Source organism: Actinospineispora spinosispora DSM 44797 (assembly GCF_000429025.1).
GTDB classification, from domain to species: Bacteria; Actinomycetota; Actinomycetes; order Mycobacteriales; family Pseudonocardiaceae; genus Pseudonocardia; species Pseudonocardia spinosispora.
Map to the genome: position 1 here is coordinate 128,209 of NZ_KE386835.1, position 15,884 is coordinate 144,092.

The window sequence follows — 15,884 nt, forward strand, 5'->3', positions numbered from 1 at the left end:
CTTTATCGCCACTCCTGAGAGTGATGATCCGGCCACGACGGTGTGACAGACACCGAGTACGGTGGGTTTCATGTCAGCTGGGGAAGATCATCTGCCGGCACCCGGGTCGGCTTTTGCTGTCAGTCGTCGGGGCTACGACCCAACCCAGGTCGACGACTATCTGAGACATCTGGACGCGCAGCTACGCATGCTCGCTGCCGATCGAGATGCCTCTGTCGAGCAGAACGGTCAGCTGACCCGGCAGGTCAACGTCGCGTGGGCCGAGACGGACAGGCTGAAGGGCCAACTCCGGCGGTTGTCGGCACCGCCGGAGAGCGCCGAAGGCATGAGCGAGCGCATCCAGTCCATGCTGCGGCTGGCTCAGGATGAGGTCGCCGACCGTCGGAAACACGCGGAGGCCGAGGCCGCCGACATCCTCGCGCGCGCCGAGGCCGCCGCGGGTGACATCCCCAAGCGCAACGAGGCTGCCCGTCTCCAGCTCGAGCACGAACGCGAGCAGCTCATCCTGGAGCGCGACCGCATCCTGACCGAGGCGCGCGACGAAGCTGACCGGGTCCTCACCGAAGCCAACGCCGAGGCGGAACAGGTCGTGTCGTCCGCCTCGGCGGAGGCCGACCGGATTCGCCGCGAGAGCGAAGCCGAGCGTCAGGAGCTGGACGCGGCCAGCTCCGCCCAGCGCGCACAGGTCGAGGAGGACTTCGACATCGCGATGTCGGCCCGTCGGGCCGAGGCGATGGCGAACATCCACGAGGCGCAGGAGAGCAGCCGCGAGGGCGCCAACCGGCTCCTTTCCGACGCGCGCAGCGAAGCCGAGCGGCGAGTCAACGACGCAACCGAGCAGGCTCACGTCACCGTCAGCGAGGCCGACGAACGGGCCAGGCGAACGGTCGACGACGCGGCCGTCAAGGCCACGGACATGGTCGCCGCCGCGGAACATCGGGTCGCCGAGCTCGATTCGCTGCGAAGCCGCATGGTCGATCAGCTCGCCGGCCTGCGTGGTGTGCTCGACCAGGCACTACCGTCGCTCGCGCCCCCCGCCCTCGGCCACACGGCCGAGGACAACGAGGACGCCGAGAGCGCCGGCGACGAGCCCACCACCGATGCTGGCGCCTCGATGACCGATCACGCGGTCGAGGACACCGCTCAGGTGGCCGAGGCCCCGGCGGACGACGACTCGGCACCGCCGAGATCGGACGAGACGGATTCACCTTCCGCGACCGTCCCCCAGCAGGACCAGGGCAAGGGCCACCCGGCAACCGACCCGACGAGCGACACCGCGCCCACTCCGCGCCACAGCCCGGAGCGGCGACCGAGCCCGACCCCGCGCCGCAGGCGTCCGTCGCCGGTCGCCCGCCAACACTGAAACCCGGCTCGGGCACCGGACCTGGTCCGGTGCCCGAGCCGGCGGTGTTCACGTCCGGCGGCGGTGGCCCGGTCGGCGTCGCTCCCGCGCCGCCCAGCACCCGGTGTGCCAGTGTCGACGTTGGTCGAGCAGTCCGTCGGGGTCGTAGTCGGTGTCCAGGTCGTCCTGATCAGCCGGCCAGGCGACCAGATGGCTCACTCCCGGACGGATCTCCTGGTCACATCCTGGGCACCGGTAGGTCTTGCGGCTGTTCGAGCCCGGTATCGACCGCACGCTCCAGAGACCGTCCGGCCGGGCTTCGGACCGCGCCCAGCCGGTGGCGCCGACGACCAGAGGTCGTGACGCCACCGGCTGCGTACCGGTCGGGTCCGCACGGTTCCTGCGGGTGTTCCGGCGGGGCACGTCAGCAATCGATCACTCAGCGCGACGCGTAGTCACGGAAGCCCTGGCCCGTCTTGCGGCCCAGCCGACCGGCCGTGACCAGGTGCTCCAGCAACGGTGCCGGGGCGAATCCCGATGTGCGGAACTCCTGGTACAGGGTCCGTTCGATCGCCAGCGAGACGTCGAGGCCCACCACGTCGAGCAGCTCGAATGGCCCCATCGGCAACGCGCACCCGGTCTTCATGGCCGCGTCGATGTCGTCGGCGCTCGCGTAGTGCGCCTCCAGCATCTTGACCGCGTCATTCAGGTACGGGAACAGCAACGCGTTCACGATGAACCCGGCCCGGTCGCCACACGAGACGGCGTGCTTGCCCAGCGTCGCGCACAGCTGACGGCCCACTGCCGCCACCTCCGGCGACGTGGCGATCGTGCTCACGACCTCCACGAGCTTCATCGCCTGCGCGGGGTTGAAGAAGTGCAGACCGAGCACGTCCCCTGGCCGTGAGGTCGCGGCCGCGCACTCGATGACCGGCAACGACGACGTCGTGGTCGCCAGGATCGCTCCCGGCTTGCAGACCTCGTCGAGCGCCCCGAACACCGCACGTTTGACGTCGAGCTCTTCCGCGACGGCCTCGATGACCAGGTCACAACCGGCCAGGTCCTCGAAGTCCGTCGTCGCCCGCACCCTGCCGAACGCCGCGTCCCGGTCCTCCTCGGACAGCCTGCCGCGCACCACCGACTTGTCCAGCGACCGCTTCAGCGTGGTCCGGGCGGCTTCGTTCTTGCCTTCGGAACGACCGCGCACGACGACGTCCAGGCCCGCCTTGGCGAGGACCTCGACGATGCCGGTCGCCATCGTCCCGGTGCCGACCACCCCGACCGTGGCGACCGAGCGGGCATCGCCCCCGACCGTCTCCCCCGGCTTGGGCGTGATCGCGTCGGGCACGACCTTCGACGAGTTGGGGTTGTCGTAGGTGTAGAAGCCCCTGCCGCTCTTCCTACCCAGCAGCCCGGCGGTCATCATCTGCTTGAACACCGGGGTCGGCGCGTGCATGAGGTTGCGGGACTGGTTGTACATCGTCGTGAGGATCTCGTAGGCCGTGTCCAGCCCGATCAGGTCGAGCAGAGCGAGCGGACCCATCGGGTAGCCGCAGCCGAACCGCATGGCCGCGTCGATGTCCTCCCGGCTGGCGTACCGCTCCTCGTACATCTTCGCGGCCTGGTTCAGGTAACCGAACAGCAGCGCGTTGGCGATGAAACCGGCACGGTCGCCGATCACCACGGGGATCTTGCCGAGACCACGGACGAACTCCGCCATGTCGTCGACGACGTCCTGCTCGGTCACCACCGTGCGTACCAGCTCGACGAGCTGCTGCACCGGGGCCGGGTTGAAGAAGTGCATCCCGACGACGCGACTGGGACGGCCGGTGCGGACGGACAGCTCGGTCACCGACAGCGACGAGGTGTTCGACGCCAGCACCACATCCGGACGGACGATCTTATCGACCTCGGCGAACAGGCTGGTCTTCAGTTCGAGCCGCTCGGGCACCGCCTCGATCACCAGGTCGACCTCGGCCAGGTCCTTCAGGTCGCTGGTCAGCGTGATCCGATCCAGCAGGGCCTTCGCCTCGTCCTCACCCAGCTTGCCCCGATCGAGCGCTCGGGAGGTGGACGCCTCGAGATGTGCCTTGGCCCGATCGAGCCCGGCCGCGTCCTGCTCGACCCCGATCACCCGCAGGCCGTTCCGTGCGAATACCTCTGCAATGCCGGCACCCATGGTGCCCAGGCCGACCACGCCGACGACCTCGAACTCACGCGCCACGCCGTTACCTCCTTGGTCCGTTGCGTTTGCGACGATCCTGCCATCTGGGACCCGGACAGCGAGGGTGGATGTGGCGCCGGGCACGCCGCATTGTTCGAGCTAGCGGCCGTAGAGCGTCCGGACCAGCTTGAGCAGCCGGGGAATGGCCCGGTCGCCCCTGGCGAACGACGTGACGTTGATCGGCGCGGCGAAACGCTGCCTCGTGACCGCCTGCGCACGGGCGAACTCGCGCAGCCCGTCCTCGCCGTGGATGCGCCCGAAACCGGAGTCCCCGACACCGCCGAACGGCAACGCCGGTACACCGGCGAAGGAGATCACCCCGTTGACCGCGACCATGCCGCAGCGCAGCCGCGCGGCGATCTGCTCGCCACGCTTCGCGGAGAAGACCGAGGCGCCGAGGCCGTAGACCGACGCGTTCGCCCTGGAGATCGCGTCCTCGATGTCGGCGACCCGGTTGACCGCGAGCAGCGGCCCGAAGGTCTCCTCGGTGATCGCCGTGGAGTTCTCGGGTACGTCCACCAGGACGACCGGCTCGACGTACGGCGGACGCACCGACGCGGTGCCGCCGACGAGCGCCCGCGCTCCCTTGTCGAGCGCGTCCTGGAGCTGGCCGGCCACCACGTCGACCTGCGAGGGCATGGTCATCGGCCCGAAGTCGGCGTTCGGCTCACCGCCCGGCCGCAGCGCTCCGGCCTTCGCCTCGACCTTGGCGAGGAACTCGTCCGCGACCGACTCGACGACGTACACGCGCTCCACACCGACACAGGTCTGCCCGGCGTTCGCCATCCCGCCCCAGACCGCGGCGTCGGCGGCGGCTTCGAGGTCGGCATCGGCGTCCACGATCAGCGGGTCCTTGCCGCCGCATTCGATCAGCACCGGCGTGAGGTTCTCCGAGCAGGCCGCCATCACCCGTCGCCCGGTCGCGGTGGACCCGGTGAAGGCGAGCTTGCCCACGCCGGAGCGGCACAGCGCGGCGCCGGTCTCGCCGAACCCCGTGACGATCTGCAGCACCGGCTGCTCGGTGACCACCTCGGCGAAGGTCTCTGCCAGGAGGTGGCCCACACCCGGGGTGTACTCGCTCGGTTTGAAGACCACCGCGTTGCCGGCCGCCAACGCGTAGGCGATCGAACCCATCGGGGTGAAGACCGGATAGTTCCACGGGCCGATCACCCCGACGACGCCGAACGGCGGGTAGGCGAGCGTGGCGCTCTGGTTGCTCATCAGCATGCCGGCGCCGACCTTGCGCCGTCCCAGGACACCCTGGGCCTTGCGTGCCGCCCACGCGAGGTGATCGATCGCCAGAACCATCTCGAGACGGGCGTCGTTGGCGGGTTTGCCGGTCTCCGCCGACATCAGGTCGGCGAACTCGTCGACCCGCGCGACCAGCAGCTTTCGCCACTCAGCGAGTCGCTTGCGCCTGCCGGAGAACCCGAGCGCCGCCCACCAGGCACCCGCTTCGCCCGCCCTGCGGACGGTCGCGTTCACGTGTTCCGTGTCGTGTACCGGATGGCTGCCGACGAGCTCACCGGTACGCGGATCCACCGAGTCGAACGTGCTGACCGGTGTCTCGGCCCCGGTACCGGCCTGCGCCTTCGCCTGTGTCATGACCCAGTCTTACATGCCCACGGTATGTCCTTCGCGGCAGCAAGCCTGTGTCGCGACAGTGTTACTAGAAGAGCCGCAGACCGTCGGGTTCCACGCCACGCAGCGCGTTGTAGTCCACCGTGACGCAACGAATCCCCCGGTCGGTGGCGAGCGTTCGTGCCTGCGGCTTGATCTGCTGCGCGGCGAACACGCCGGTGACCGGCGACAACAGCGGATCCCGGCCCAGCAGCTCCAGGTACCGGGTGAGCTGTTCGACGCCGTCGATCTCGCCGCGCCGCTTCACCTCGATCGCCACGGTGCTGCCGTCCGGCGCCTTGCACAGCAGATCGACGGGGCCGATCGCCGTCGGGTACTCCCTGCGGATCAGGGTGAACCCGTCGCCGAGCGTGGTGGGGTGTTCGGCGAGCAACTCCTGCAGGTGTGCCTCGACGCCGTCCTTGACCAGCCCGGGGTCGATGCCCAACTCGTGTGACGAGTCGTGCAGGACCTCGTCGATGGTGATCACCAACGACTCGTCGGCCTTGTTGCGTACCGTCCACACGCCCGGCTTCTCTTCCAGCCAGCAGGGTGGACTCATCCAGTTCAGCGGTTTGTAGGCCCGGTCGTCAGCGTGCACGCTGACGGAACCGTCCGCCTTCACCAGGAGCAGCCTGGGAGCCATCGGAAGATGCGCGGTGAGCCGCCCCACGTAATCAACCTGGCAGCGGGCGATGACAAGTCGCACGTGACGCACGCTATACCGTCGCCGGATGGAGCGACTCAGCAGCCGCCAGGTGTACGCCAACCCGTGGATGGTGGTACGGGAGGACCAGATTCGCCGGTCCGACGGCAGCGACGGCATCTTCGGCGTGATCGACAAACCGGACTACGCGCTGATCATCCCGCTCGACGGCGACCGGATGCACCTGGTCGAGCAGTTCCGCTATCCGTTGGGGCTTCGTCGCTGGGAGTTTCCCCAGGGCACCGCGCCGGATCTGCAGGAGTCGGACCCGCTGGAGCTGGCGCGCCGCGAATTGCGGGAGGAGACCGGGCTGCACGCGGCGCGCATGACTCCGATCGGTCTGCTGGACGTCGCTCCCGGCATGTCCTCGCAACGCGGGCGGGTGTTCGTGGCCACCGAGCTGACCTCCGGGGCGCCGGAGCGTGAGCTGAGCGAGCAGGACATGCGCGCGGCCTGGTTCGACCGGCGCGAGGTGACCCGGATGATCACCGACGGCGAGATCACCGACGCCCAGAGCATCGCCGCGCTCGGGTTGTTGCTCCTGCACGAACAGAGTTACCGGCAGTAGCGCCGGTAAGTTGCATCGGGCGGTCCCGTGCACAACACTGGGGGCAACCGACCACCCCGGAGGTACCCCGGAATGGACTTCACCGAGACCGACGAGCAGCGGATGCTGCGCTCCTCCGTGGCCTCCATGGCCTCGAAGTACGGCCACGAGTACCTGTACGCGAAGGCGAAGGCCGGCGAGAAGACCACCGAGCTGTGGGATGACGCCGGCCGCGCGGGCTTCCTCGGCGTCGGGGTGCCCGAGGAGTACGGCGGCGGGGGCGGTGGCATGGTCGAGCTGGCCATCGTGACCGAGGAGATCGCGGCCGCCGGCTGCCCGCTGCTGCTGATCGTGGTCTCCCCCGCGATCGCCGCGTCGGTCATCGCCACGTCCGGTACCCAGGAACAGCGCGAACGCTGGCTGCCCGGAATCGCGGACGGCAGCGCCAAGTTCTCGTTCGCCATCACCGAGCCCGACGCGGGCTCGAACTCGCACCGGATCACCACCTCGGCGCGCCCGCACCCGGACGGTGGCTGGCTGCTGTCCGGGCACAAGTACTACATCTCGGGCATCGACGAGAGCGACGCGACGCTGGTCGTGGCCCGTATGCAGGACACGAAGGGCACGCTGCGCCCCGCGATGTTCATCGTGCCGAAGGACACCCCCGGCCTGACCTACCAGCCGATCGAGATGGCCTTCATCGCCGCTGAGCGCCAGTTCACGGTGTTCTTCGACGACGTCCACCTCCCCGACGACGCATTGGTGGGCGGTGAGGAGGCGGGTCTCGCCGCGTTGTTCGCCGGCCTCAACCCGGAGCGCATCACGGTCGCCGCGCAGTCCAACGGTCTCGCCCGCTACGCACTCGACAAGGGCACCGCCTACGCCAAGCAGCGTTCGGTGTGGGGCGCACCGATCGGCAGCCACCAGGCCGTCGCGCACCCCTTGGCCAAGGCGCACATCGAGGTCGAGCTGGCCCGGCTGGCGACCACTCGCGCCGCGTGGCTCTACGACGTCGGCGATCCCACCGCTGGGGAGGCGGCCAACGTGGCCAAGTACGCGGCCGCCGAGGCCGCGATCAACGCGGTGGACGCGTCCGTGCAGGTCCACGGCGGGAACGGCATGTCGGCCGAGTACGGGATCGGCACCATGATCGGCGCCGTCCGCACCGGGCGCATCGCGCCGGTCAGCCGGGAGATGATCCTGAACTTCGTCGCCCAACACACCCTGGGCCTGCCGAAGAGCTACTAGCAGCCACACCGCGCACCTCCCGTCCACACCGCGCCATGTGCACTGCGCGCGGTGTGGCCGCGGGGTGCGCGGCGTGGCTGTTTTCCTCGAACCGGGGGCGCGGGGCTCCCTTCGCGCCCCCGGCATGGGGTCATCGGCGGAGGGCTTCATTCCGTTAGGCGGGTGATTACCGGGAGTTCGTGGAGTCTGCGGGCTCCAGGGATGGGATCCCAGGCGAGTTCGCCGGGGGCACAGGCCAGTGCCAGAGCGGGAAAACGGCTGAACAGAGCACTCAGCGCGACCTCCGCCTCCTGTTTCGCGAGTGCGGCCCCGAGACAGTAGTGAGCGCCGTGACCGAAGCCGACGTGACCTTCGCCACGTTCGGCGGCACGGCGGGTGACATCGAGCTCGTCGGCGTGCGGGTACTGGCGGGGATCGCGGTTCGCCGAGACCAGGACGGGCTGAACGGCCTCGCCCGCGCGGATGAGGGTCCCACCCAGCTCCACGTCCTGGGTGGCGTAACGCAGCGCGGTGATCTGGACCGGGCCGCACCAGCGCATCAGCTCGTGCACGACTCCGGGCCACAGCGCGGGGTCCTCGCGCAGCCGGGCGAGCTGGTCGGGATGGGTGAGCAGGGCGACCGTGGCGTTGCTGATCAGGTGCGCGGTGGTCTCGTGACCGGCGAACACCAGCGTCACGACCATGGTCACCATCTCGACGTCGGAAAGCCGGTCCCCCTCGTCGTGGACCGCGATCAGCGCATCGATCAGGTCATCCTGAGGCGCTGCCCTGCGTTGTTCGATCAGCGCGTTGAGGTAGTCGACGCAACCGCGCGCGGCCGGTCCCACCTCGCCGGGCCGCATGTTCGACAGTGCCTTGCCCCAGACGTGCCACTGGGCGCGGTCGGCCTCGGGTATGCCCACCAGGTCGCAGATCACCGTGATCGGCAGCGGGTAGGAGAAGTGCTCGACCAAGTCGACCGGGCCGTCACCGAGGCCGTCGAGCAGGTCGGTGGTGATCCGTTCGACGGAGGGGCGCAGCTGCGCGACCCGGCGGACGGTGAACGCGCGGGATACCAGCTTGCGCAGGCGCATGTGGGTCGCGCCGTCGCTGGACAGGATCGACTCGGTCAGATAGCCGGTGATGTCGGGCGGGATACCGAGCGACTCGATCAGTCGCGCTTTGCGGTCCGCCGCCTCACCCGGCGCGTTGTTGACGAACCGGTCGTCGGCGAGAACCGAGCGCACGTCCTCGTACCGCGTCACGTACCAGATCGGGCTGTCGTCGAGGTAGCGGCCGCGCAGGACCGGGGCTTGCTCACGCAGCCGTCGGTAACCGCCGTAGGGGTCGGCCAGCAGCTCGGGTGCGGTCAGGGCGGGCTCGTCGGCACGCACGGTACTCATCGGATGCTCCTCATCGAGGTCAGGCCGGGCCGGGTGACCGGACTCGGCGTTGCCATTCACGGTCGACGTGTTCCAGCAGCGATTCGTGTTGCCGGGCGGCGACGGCCGCCAGTTCCGGACCGGGCGGCGCGGCGTCCGGGTCCTCCAGGACCGCGCGCACCGCGTAGGCCATCAGGTCCGCACGCTGCGCAGGGCTGCCCGGAGCTCCTGGCAGGTCCATCGGCTCCAGCAGGAAGAAGCCGCCACCGACCGCGTTGAACAGGTACAGCTGCTCGTCGACCGGCAGATCGGTACGCAGCAACCCGGCCTCGCGCAGCAGCTCGAAATGGCGCCGTCCCTGCCGCTCGACCGCGGTTCGCATCTCACCCAGCGTCTCGACGCTCTCGCGCGCCAACCGGTTGAGCATGTCGCCGTCGCCCAGGTAGAGAGCCCTGGTCAGCGGGTCGCCCTGCATGGCCAGATAGGTGGAACGCACCAGCCGACTGGGCAGCACCTCGCGCGGGTCGGCGCGGATCCGGTCGGCGATGCCGGTGATCAGGTCGTGGTAACCGCGCAGCAGCACGGTGAGGAAGAGCGCCTCCTTGCTGCGGAAGTGCAGGTAGACCGTGCCCTTCCCGACGCCGGCCCGCTCCGCGACGTCGTCGATCGTGACCCGCCGGTAGCCCCACCGCACCAGGAGCTCCGACGCGGCGTCGAGCACTCGCACCAGCCGCGTCGCCCACTCTTCGGACTGGGTGACTGATCTTGCACTTTCAGTCATACGGTCACGATAGACCTGTTCCGACGCTTTGCCCAGCCCGTCGGCCCGGCTACCGTGGACGTCATGGCGGATTACGAACACCTGCTGGTCAAACAGGACGGCGACACGGTCCGGATCACGATGAACCGGCCCCAGCGGCGGAACTCGCTGTCCAGCGACCACCTCGCCGAGCTGCACGACGCGTTCGAGGTCGCCGGGCGCAGCGAGGCGACCGGGATCGTGCTCGCCGGTGAGGGCAAGGTCTTCTCCGCCGGTCACGACTTCGGCGACGTGGCCTCCCGTGACCTGGCCGGGGTCCGTGACCTGCTGCGGCAGTGCACCGCACTGATGAAGCTGATCGAGTCGGTACCGCAGGTCGTGATCGCCCGGGTGCACGCGCTCGCCACGGCGGCGGGCTGTCAGCTCGTGGCGTCCTGCGACCTGGCGATCGCGGCACGCTCGGCGGGCTTCGCGCTACCCGGAGGCAAGGGCGGCTGGTTCTGCCACACGCCGGCCGTGCCGGTGGCACGTACCGTCGGCCGCAAGCGGCTCATGGAGATGGCGCTGACCGGCGACGTCGTCGATGCGAGCACAGCGGCCGAGTGGGGCTTGATCAACGCGGCGGTTCCGGACGACGAGCTCGACGCGGCGGTCGACGCACTGCTGGCCAGGGCGACGAAGGGCAGCCGCCTGAGCAAGGCGCTCGGCAAGCAGACCCTGTACGCCCAGCTCGACCGGCCGGAGGCCGACGCGTACGCCATCGCGGTGGAGGTCATGGCATCCGCCGCGCAGACGGCGGGAGCCAAGGAAGGCATGGCCGCGTTCCTGGAGAAGCGCCACCCGAACTGGACCGACTGACCCTCACCGCCGGTCGAACAGCAGGTCCCGCGCCGCGCCGAGGGCTCTCGCCACCGCGCCGTGCAGCACGCCGCCGTCGCCGAGCTCGCTCGCCACCACCCGAGGGCGTAACGGGCCGAGCTCGGCGATCCGCTCGGCGATGGCTCCACCGAGCATGTCCAGGTTCCGGCCGACCCCGCCACCCAGAACCACCAGCTCGGGGTCGAGGACGGCAGCGACGGCCGTGATCAACGACCCGATCCGGCGCCCCTCGGCCGCCACGACCGCGCGCGCGGTCGGGTCCCCGTCCTCGGCGGCGGCGAACACCTCCTTGGCGGTGCGCGCCGTGAGTCCCGCCCGCCGCGCGGCCTCCGTCACGCCGCCCGCGGACACCGCCGTCTCGGTCATCCCGCGCTGACGGGAGTCCGTCGATGCCACGTCCTGCTCGCTGGCGGGCAGGAACGACACCTCTCCCGCCGCGCCGCTGCCGCCGACGTAGAGCTCACCGTTGATCACGATGCCCATACCGACACCGGTCCCGACGGAGACCAGGACGAAGTTGCGCAGGCCGCGCCCGGCGCCCAGCACCGACTCGCCGACCGCCGCCAGGTTGATGTCGTTCTCGATCACCGACTCGACCCCCAGCGTGGTGTGCAGCTGCTCGACCAGTCCCACCCGGTCCCAGCCCGGCAGGTTCGGTGCCAGTCCGAGCCGTCCGGTCGCCGGATCGAGCACACCGGGACTGCCGATGACCGCATAGCTGATCTGGGTCCACGCCACGCCCGACTCCGAGGCGACCTGTTCGGCCAGCTCGTGCACCGCGCCTACCAGCTCAGCGGAGGACTTCGCCAGGTTGCGGACGTCGCGGCGACCGATGAAGTCCCCTCGCAGGTCCGCGATGGCCAGCCGGATCCAGTCCCTGCCGATGTCCACCCCGGCGACCAGGCCGGCACGGACGTTCATGTCGTAGAGCGCGGTGCTCGGCCCGGGACGACCGCTGACCGAGCCGACCATCCGGACGAGCCCGGCCGACTCCAGGTCGGCGAGCGCCGCGGACACGGTCGGCTTGGACAGACCGGTGATCTTGGCCAGCTCACCGCGCGATGCCTTGCCGTGATCGGTGAGCTGGTCCAGCAGCAGCCGCTCGTTCATGGCCCGCAGCAGTTGGGGGTTCCCCACCTGACGCCTCATCGGCAGCCTCTCGATCGCGGAGCACTGGACAGTCCGGTTATTAGTAAACTACCTTTCTTACCACTGCTCGATCGGGCAGCGGTAAGCGGCAGGCACTCCGAGCACAAGGGTGACCCATCATGCGTCGAGGACAGCTCGTCATGGCGACGGCGGCCGCCGTTCTCCTGTTGATCGCCGGTTGCGGCTCCGGCGGCACCACCGGCTCGCAGGGTCCGGGCAAGGCGGGCGCGAAGATCGCGCTGTTCCTCCCGGAGTCGAAGACCACCAGGTACGAGGCATTCGACCGGCCGCTGTTCGAGGCCAAGGTCGCCCAGCTGTGCCAGGACTGCTCGGTCCTGTACTACAACGCCGACCAGGACCCGGCCAAGCAGCAGGGCCAGGTCGAGTCCGCGCTCACCCAGGGCGCGACGGTGCTGGTCCTGGACGCGGTCGACGCCCAGGCCGTCGCACCGCTGGTGCATCAGGCCGCGCAGAAGAAGATCCCGGTCATCGCCTACGACCGGCTCATCTCCGGGATCGGCTACGACTACTACGTCTCGTTCGACAACGTGAAGGTCGGGCAGGTCCAGGGGCAGGCGCTGCTGGATGAGATGACCCGGCGGGGCACGGTCGACAAGGGCCAGGTCGTCATGATCAACGGCGCGCCGACCGACCCGAGCGCCGCCGACTACAAGAAGGGCGCGCACCTCGCGCTGGACGGCAAGGTGCGGGTCGGGCGCGAGTTCGACACCCCGGACTGGAGCCCGGACAAGGCCCAGCAGGAGATGGAGCAGTCGGTCACCTCGCTCGGGCGGGACTCGATCACCGGCGTCTACTCGGCCAACGACGGTATGGCCGACGGGGCGGTCGCCGCGTTGAAGCGGGCCGGCTACGCCACGCTGCCGCCGGTCACCGGCCAGGACGCGGAGCTCACCGCGGTCCAGCGGATCCTGGGCGGCGACCAGACGATGACGGTGTACCTGAACATCCGCTCGCAGGCCGAACAGGCCGCCCAGCTCGCCGTCGCGCTGGGCAAGGGCGAGCACCCGCAGGCGCCGACCAAGGTCGACAACGGCACCGCGCCGATTCCCGCCTTCCTGCTCGACCCGATCGTCGTCACCAGCGCCAACATCAAGGACACGATCGTCAAGGACGGCTTCTACACCGCCGACCAGATCTGCACCCCGGACGTCGCGCAGGCCTGCGCCAAGGCCGGCCTGCGGTGAGCCCGGCCGCGACCGGTACCGCGACGCGCCTCGTGCTCAGCGTGCGTGGCGCCACCAAACGCTACGGAGCCGTCCAGGCGCTGGCAGGGGCTGACCTCGACGTCCACGCCGGTGAGGTCGTCGCGCTCGTCGGTGACAACGGCGCCGGGAAGTCCACGCTGGTCAAGACGATCTCCGGCGCGATCATCCCGGACGAGGGCACGATCCGATTCGACGGCGAACAGGTCCGGATCTCCCGCCCGCAGGACGCTCAGGCGCTCGGCATCACCACGGTGTTCCAGGACCTCGCGCTGTGCGAGAACCTGGACGTGGTCGCCAACCTGTACCTCGGCGTGGAGACCCGCGCCTACGGGCTGCTCGGCGAGATCGAGATGGAGCGTGCCGCACGGGACCTGCTCGCCTCGCTCAACGTGCGGATCCGGGACGTCCGGTCGCCGGTCGCGGCGTTGTCCGGTGGTCAACGACAGTCGGTGGCGATCGCCAGGGCGCTGTTGGGCGAGCCGAAGATGGTCCTGCTGGACGAACCGACGGCGGCGCTGGGCGTCGAACAGACCGCGCAGGTGCTCGAGCTCGTCGGCACGCTGCGCGAGCGCGGGCTGGCGGTGCTGCTGATCTCGCACAACCTGGCCGACGTGCGCGCGGTGAGCGACCGGGTGGCGGTGCTGCGACTGGGTCGCAACGCCGGCACCTTCGTCACAGCCACGACCAGCCAGGAGACCATCGTCGCGGCGATCACCGGAGCGGGTCGATGAGCGAGCTGACAGCACGAGGAGAACCCGTCTCCCCCACGCCGCGGATACTCGACTCCGCACGCGACCGGCTGCGCCGGGGCGATCTGGGTTCACTCCCGGTCGCCGTCGGCCTGGTCGCCATCGCCGTGGTGTTCTCCGCGCTGAACGAGCATTTCCTCAGCCCGGAGAACCTGACCAACCTCGCCCTGCAGATGGCCGCCACCGGCACGATCGCGCTGGGCATCGTGCTGGTGCTGCTGCTCGGTGAGATCGACCTGTCCGCGGGCTCGGTCAGTGGTCTCGCGGCGGTCGTGATGACCCTGATCTATGTGCGCGGCGCGTCGAACCCGGTCGTGGCGGTCCTCGGCGCGCTCGCGGTCGGCGCCGCGATCGGGCTGGTGCACGGTCTGATGCGGACGAAGCTCAGCATGCCGTCCTTCGTCGTGACGCTCGCCGGGCTGATCGGCTGGCAGGGCATGCTGCTCTACCTGCTGGGCAGCGAGGGCACGATCAACCTGCCCTTCGACCGGGGCATCGCGCAGCTGAGCGACACCTGGCTGCCGCCCGTGCTCGGCTGGCTGCTGGTGATCGCCCTCGCCGGCGGGCATCTGGCCGCGACGCTGGTGACCAGGCGGTTGCGCTCGCGTGCGGGCCTGAGCGTGCTCTCGACGGGCTGGGTAGCGGTGCGCTCCGGTGGACTGTTCCTCCTGCTCGCGGCAGCAGTGCTGGTGCTGAACTCCGACCGGGGCGTCCCACTCACCCTGGTGGTCTTCGGCGGGCTGGTCGTCGGTCTCGACCTGGTACTGCGGCGGACCGTGTTCGGACGGCGCATGTACGCCGTCGGTGGCAACGCCGAGGCGTCCCGACGGGCGGGCATCAACGTCGACCGGGTCCGGATCCTGGCCTTCGTGGGCGCCTCGCTGCTCGCCTCCGTCGGCGGCATCCTCGCCGCGTCCCGGCTCGCGGCGGTCAACCAGAGCTCCGGCGGCAGCGACATCCTGCTGAACGCGATCGCCGCCGCCGTGATCGGCGGCACCAGTCTGTTCGGCGGGCGGGGCAGGGCGTACGCGGCGCTGCTCGGCATCCTGGTCATCCAGTCGATCACCAACGGCATGCTGCTGCTCAACGTCGACTCCTCGGTGCGGTTCATGGTGACCGGCGCCGTGCTCGCGGTCGCGGTCGCCATCGACTCGGTCGCCAGGCGCGGCGCGCCGTGACCGGCCCGTACGTCCTCGCGGTCGATTTCGGCGGAACCAAGGCAGCGGTGGCCGCGATCGACAAGACCGGCCGGACACTGGCCGCCGAACGCATCGCGATGTTGTCCGAACGAGGAGCAGAGCAGGCGCTGACCCGCACCCTGGACACCGCGCGAACGCTGATCGACCAGCTCGGTACCGATCGGCTGCATGCCGTCGGCGTCGCCAGTCCCGGCATCGTGCGCCCCGACGGGGTGCTGCTCGCGCCGAACGTGCCCGGCTGGTCACAGCTGCGCCTGCGGGAGCGGTTCGAGAAGACCCTCGACGCGACGACCGTGTGCGCGACCGACGTCAAGGCGGCCACGATGGCCGAGGCACGCTGGGGGCAGCTGCGTGACGTGCGGTTCGGCCTGCACCTCAACCTGGGGACCGGGATCGCGGTCGGGGCGCTGGTGGACGGGACCGTGCTGTCCGGTGCGCACGGCGCCGCCGGCGAGATCGGCTACAACCTGCGCGCTCCGGATGATCCGGCCGGTCCGCACGCCGGGCACGCACCGCTCGAACAGTGGGCGGGAGGCAGGGCGATCGGCCTGCGCGGACGATCGGTGGGCGGTGACGGCGAGGCGGGCTCGGTGTTCGCACTGGCCAGGACCGACGCCGCCGCGCGAGTTCTGGTGGATCGGGTGCTTGGCGAGTTCGCGATGCATCTGACGAACGCGGCGATCCTGTTCGACCCGGCCCGGATCACGGTGGGCGGCGGACTTGTCCGTTCCGCCGACCTGGTCCTGCCCGCCCTGGCCGCCTCGCTGGACCGCGCCGTGCCGTTCCCCCCGGAGCTCGTGGTCGCCCGGTTCGCCCAGGACGGCGCGCTGGTCGGCGCGGCGGCGCTGGCCTGGGAGGCGCAACGCTCGTGAGT

The 15,884-nt window shown here is 70.0% G+C and carries 15 protein-coding genes; 8 read left to right on the forward strand and 7 right to left on the reverse strand.

Annotated elements, in window-relative coordinates; all coding sequences use genetic code 11:
- Nucleotides 1-70: 70 nt before the first annotated feature.
- Nucleotides 71-1,363, forward strand: a complete 1,293-nt coding sequence (locus G406_RS54850; protein ID WP_156935312.1) for a coiled-coil domain-containing protein — start codon at nt 71-73, stop codon at nt 1,361-1,363.
- 48 nt (nt 1,364-1,411) lie between these two features.
- Here the strand turns inward: G406_RS54850 and G406_RS0134180 are convergent, their stop codons facing one another.
- The 4 genes from G406_RS0134180 to nucS all read right to left on the reverse strand — a co-directional run bounded on the left by G406_RS0134180 (nt 1,412) and on the right by nucS (nt 5,895).
- A complete protein-coding gene (locus G406_RS0134180) occupies nt 1,412-1,765 on the reverse strand; it encodes a hypothetical protein (protein ID WP_028937293.1) in 354 nt (117 codons plus the stop codon).
- 16 nt (nt 1,766-1,781) lie between these two features.
- Entirely contained in the window at nt 1,782-3,566 is a 1,785-nt protein-coding gene (locus G406_RS0134185) for a 3-hydroxyacyl-CoA dehydrogenase family protein (RefSeq protein ID WP_028937294.1), read from the reverse strand.
- A 99-nt stretch (nt 3,567-3,665) separates the two neighbouring features.
- On the reverse strand, nt 3,666-5,171 hold the full coding sequence (locus G406_RS0134190) for an aldehyde dehydrogenase family protein (protein ID WP_028937295.1): 1,506 nt from the start codon (nt 5,169-5,171) through the stop codon (nt 3,666-3,668).
- 64 nt (nt 5,172-5,235) lie between these two features.
- On the reverse strand, nt 5,236-5,895 hold the full coding sequence (gene nucS / locus G406_RS0134195) for an endonuclease NucS (protein ID WP_028937296.1): 660 nt from the start codon (nt 5,893-5,895) through the stop codon (nt 5,236-5,238).
- Between the two features lie 25 nt (nt 5,896-5,920).
- On the opposite strand from nucS, the gene G406_RS0134200 reads away from it, so the two are divergent.
- Nucleotides 5,921-6,460, forward strand: coding sequence for an NUDIX domain-containing protein (locus G406_RS0134200; protein ID WP_028937297.1), 540 nt, complete (start codon nt 5,921-5,923; stop codon nt 6,458-6,460).
- A gap of 72 nt (nt 6,461-6,532) precedes the next feature.
- Complete coding sequence (locus tag G406_RS0134205; RefSeq protein ID WP_028937298.1) at nt 6,533-7,687, forward strand: acyl-CoA dehydrogenase family protein; 1,155 nt, start codon at nt 6,533-6,535, stop codon at nt 7,685-7,687.
- 146 nt (nt 7,688-7,833) lie between these two features.
- Here G406_RS0134205 and G406_RS0134210 read toward each other — a convergent pair whose 3' ends face one another.
- The gene (locus G406_RS0134210; protein ID WP_028937299.1) at nt 7,834-9,069 is read right to left on the reverse strand and encodes a cytochrome P450 family protein; all 1,236 of its coding nucleotides are present in this window, start codon (nt 9,067-9,069) and stop codon (nt 7,834-7,836) included.
- Nucleotides 9,070-9,088: 19 nt separating this feature from the next.
- The gene (locus G406_RS0134215; RefSeq protein WP_028937300.1) at nt 9,089-9,829 is read right to left on the reverse strand and encodes a TetR/AcrR family transcriptional regulator; all 741 of its coding nucleotides are present in this window, start codon (nt 9,827-9,829) and stop codon (nt 9,089-9,091) included.
- A gap of 63 nt (nt 9,830-9,892) precedes the next feature.
- Here G406_RS0134215 and G406_RS0134220 point away from each other — a divergent pair, with 63 nt between their 5' ends.
- On the forward strand, nt 9,893-10,666 hold the full coding sequence (locus G406_RS0134220; protein ID WP_028937301.1) for an enoyl-CoA hydratase-related protein: 774 nt from the start codon (nt 9,893-9,895) through the stop codon (nt 10,664-10,666).
- Between the two features lie 3 nt (nt 10,667-10,669).
- Here the strand turns inward: G406_RS0134220 and G406_RS0134225 are convergent, their stop codons facing one another.
- Entirely contained in the window at nt 10,670-11,824 is a 1,155-nt protein-coding gene (locus G406_RS0134225; protein ID WP_084216603.1) for an ROK family transcriptional regulator, read from the reverse strand.
- A gap of 131 nt (nt 11,825-11,955) precedes the next feature.
- Here G406_RS0134225 and G406_RS0134230 point away from each other — a divergent pair, with 131 nt between their 5' ends.
- The 4 genes from G406_RS0134230 to G406_RS0134245 are packed head-to-tail and all read left to right on the forward strand — an operon-like array spanning nt 11,956 to nt 15,882.
- Nucleotides 11,956-13,041, forward strand: coding sequence for a sugar ABC transporter substrate-binding protein (locus tag G406_RS0134230; protein ID WP_028937303.1), 1,086 nt, complete (start codon nt 11,956-11,958; stop codon nt 13,039-13,041).
- On the forward strand, nt 13,038-13,793 hold the full coding sequence (locus G406_RS0134235) for an ATP-binding cassette domain-containing protein (protein ID WP_425414658.1): 756 nt from the start codon (nt 13,038-13,040) through the stop codon (nt 13,791-13,793). Before G406_RS0134230 ends, G406_RS0134235 begins: the two co-directional genes overlap by 4 nt.
- Nucleotides 13,790-14,989 (forward strand): sugar ABC transporter permease, encoded by a 1,200-nt coding sequence (locus G406_RS0134240; protein WP_028937305.1) that lies wholly within the window; start codon nt 13,790-13,792, stop codon nt 14,987-14,989. The genes G406_RS0134235 and G406_RS0134240 overlap by 4 nt, the downstream gene beginning before the upstream one ends.
- Nucleotides 14,986-15,882: an ROK family protein gene (locus G406_RS0134245; protein ID WP_028937306.1), complete on the forward strand. Its 897-nt coding sequence runs from the start codon at nt 14,986-14,988 to the stop codon at nt 15,880-15,882. Before G406_RS0134240 ends, G406_RS0134245 begins: the two co-directional genes overlap by 4 nt.
- The last annotated feature ends 2 nt before the right edge of the window (nt 15,883-15,884 follow it).